The organism is Nocardioides sp., from assembly GCF_036401255.1.
Classification (GTDB): domain Bacteria; phylum Actinomycetota; class Actinomycetes; order Propionibacteriales; family Nocardioidaceae; genus Nocardioides.
In genome coordinates this window covers 1-2,226 of record NZ_DASWVI010000336.1, presented here as the reverse complement: position 1 = coordinate 2,226, position 2,226 = coordinate 1, and the positions used below count along the sequence as shown (strand labels likewise).

Sequence of the window (2,226 nt, the reverse complement as noted above, 5' to 3'; positions counted from 1 at the left end):
CGACCTGGCGCGGCGCGCTGGTGCGGGCGACCACGCTCGCGCCGTCGGTGGCGGGCCGGGCCACGGGGCTGTTCGCGGCCCAGGGGCGGCGGGCGATCGCGCGGCGACGCTGAGCGCTCGAACAAATGTTCGTGTCGGGTCTTGATTCGTTCGAACACGTGCTCTAACGTCGTACACGTGTTCGATCGAACATCTGATCGAGTGCCCCGTCGGGTGGATGGTCCAGACGGTTCCGCAGGGACTGTCGGTGGCCGCCACTAGAACTGGTCTCGACAGCACGGTGTGAGAGCACAGACCCGAGGCAGACCGCCACTTCCCCAGGAGGTCACGATGAGCACGACGACGATCAGCCCCCAGCTCGCTCCCCAGTTCGCGCCCCAGCTCGCGCGCCCGGCCCGGCCCGGAACGGTGCGGCTGACCCGTCGCGGCCGGCTGGTCGTGCTCACGTTCGCGGTGCTGACGATCCTGGTGATCGGCTTCGTGCTGGCCGGCGGCTCGGTCGCCACCGACGAGTCCGGCACCCCCGAGCCGACCCGCGTGGTGATGGTCGGGGCGGGCGACACGCTCTGGGACATCGCGGCCGGACTTTCCGACGGCGGCGACGTGCGCGCGATGGTCGACCGCATCCAGCGCCTCAACGCCCTCGACACGGGCATGGTCACCGCGGGCCAGCGACTGCTGGTCCCCGCCGAGTAGCCGGCGCCCCGGCTCCAGGGACAACCACGGGGACAACCACGGGGACAACCACCGGGGACAACCATCGGGCCCACCGGCCCGCCACAGACATCGTCAGCCGCCTCGACCCCGGCTGACGAGCCGGGGAAGACGAGGGGCGGGACCTGGTGGTCCCGCCCCTCGCGGCGTCCCCAGGGCCGCGCGCCGCCTCTAGGCTCTGGTCATGGCCGGCTACTCAGGCACCCCGCTGGTCCGCAAGCTCGGGATCAGGGACGGCCAGGTCGTGCATCTCGACGGCCTGCCCGACGGGCTCGAGCTCGGCGACCTGGGCGACCTGGGCGACCTGGGCACCGCCCGCGTGGTCCGGCGGCTGCCGGCCTCCAGCGACGTCACGCTGACCTTCCACACCTCGGCGCGCGACCTCGCCCGGCGGTTGCCGATCCTCCTGGAGCGGACGGGTCCCCACGGGATGGTGTGGGTGTGCTGGCCGAAGAAGGCGGCGCAGCGGACGCTGGGCATCCGCAGCGACCTCGACGAGAACGTCGTGCGCGACCTTGGGCTCGGGCTCGGGTGGGTCGACGTCAAGATCGCCGCGATCGACGACACCTGGTCGGGACTGAAGTTCGTCCGGCGCCTCGCCGACCGGTAGCAGGCGGACGCGGCCGCGGCCCCTCAGCGCGCGGCGCGTCGGCCCCCGACGGGCCGGGGAGCCTCGGACGCCGCTTCCTCCGTCGGCGCCGGACGCGGGGCGGGGCCCCTGGTGATGCCCAGCCGGCGCAGCAGCCGGGCCACGAGCATCAGCCCGACGAACAGGCACGCGACCGCGCCGACCGAGGCGACGCCGAGGAACCACCACGCGTCGTCGTCCCCGCCGCGGGCGGTCGAGCCGAAGTCGATCGCGGCGTACACGAGGTAGCCCCACGCCACGATGCAGGCGGTGATGCCCAGCGAGAGCAGCAGCAGGGCGGGCTGGAACCCCGCGCGGCGCCGCGGACCCCGCCGCGAACCCGCCCGCTTGCCCCCTGCCCCGCCTGCCACGCCGCCATTGTCCCCGATGCGTGGCTACCCTGAGAGGCGTGGGGGAGCATGCCGAGGGCCCACTGGGTGCCCTGTCCCACCTGGGCTTCACGCTCAGGAACGCCACGACCGTCGACGCCGTGGCGCGGGCCGTGCTGCGAGACCTGCGGATGCTCCCGGGCGTGTCGCGCGTCGGCCTGGCCCTGAGCGAGGGCGGCGGCCGACGGCTGCGCTTCCTCGCCTCCGACGCGGAGACCTGGTGCCACATCGACGCCTACGACGACGTCCCGCTGACCCGGGTGGTGCGCACCGCCGAGCCGCTGTTCGGCGGCCTGGACGGGTTCGGCGACCGGTTCGGCGGCCTGATCGATCGCCTGCGTGCCGAGGGCACCCGGTCGCTCGCCGCGTTCCCGCTCCCCGGGGCCGCGACGCCGGTCGGCGCCCTGCTGCTCTACTTCGACCGCGACCAGGGCTTCGACCCGCCCCAGGTCCGCCTGCTCGAGGCGGCTGCGCGGCGTACCGCCGAGGCGGTAC

Annotated in this window: 4 protein-coding genes; 3 read left to right on the top strand and 1 reads right to left on the bottom strand. The window is 74.1% G+C overall.

Annotation, left to right across the window (positions count from 1 at the left end):
- Positions 1 to 330 precede the first annotated feature (330 nt).
- Both VGD85_RS15630 and VGD85_RS15625 read left to right on the top strand, forming a co-directional pair.
- Complete coding sequence (locus VGD85_RS15630; RefSeq protein WP_331064358.1) at positions 331 to 696, top strand: LysM peptidoglycan-binding domain-containing protein; 366 nt, start codon at positions 331 to 333, stop codon at positions 694 to 696.
- Positions 697 to 898: 202 nt separating this feature from the next.
- Positions 899 to 1,324 carry a DUF3052 domain-containing protein gene (locus tag VGD85_RS15625; RefSeq protein WP_331064357.1) on the top strand — a complete coding sequence of 142 codons (426 nt, stop codon included), beginning with the start codon at positions 899 to 901 and terminating at the stop codon, positions 1,322 to 1,324.
- 23 nt (positions 1,325 to 1,347) lie between these two features.
- On the opposite strand, the gene VGD85_RS15620 is transcribed toward VGD85_RS15625, so the two are convergent.
- Positions 1,348 to 1,713 carry a hypothetical protein gene (locus VGD85_RS15620; protein WP_331064356.1) on the bottom strand — a complete coding sequence of 122 codons (366 nt, stop codon included), beginning with the start codon at positions 1,711 to 1,713 and terminating at the stop codon, positions 1,348 to 1,350.
- Positions 1,714 to 1,751: 38 nt separating this feature from the next.
- Here VGD85_RS15620 and VGD85_RS15615 point away from each other — a divergent pair.
- Positions 1,752 to 2,226: GAF domain-containing protein (locus tag VGD85_RS15615; RefSeq protein WP_331064355.1), on the top strand; the 475-nt coding region annotated here is incomplete at its 3' end.

Excerpts from the sequence above, each read along its gene's own strand:
- VGD85_RS15630 (WP_331064358.1), top strand. The coding sequence starts at position 331 with ATGAGCACGACGACGATCAGCCCCCAGCTCGCTCCCCAGTTCGCGCCC.
- VGD85_RS15625 (WP_331064357.1), top strand. The coding sequence starts at position 899 with ATGGCCGGCTACTCAGGCACCCCGCTGGTCCGCAAGCTCGGGATCAGG.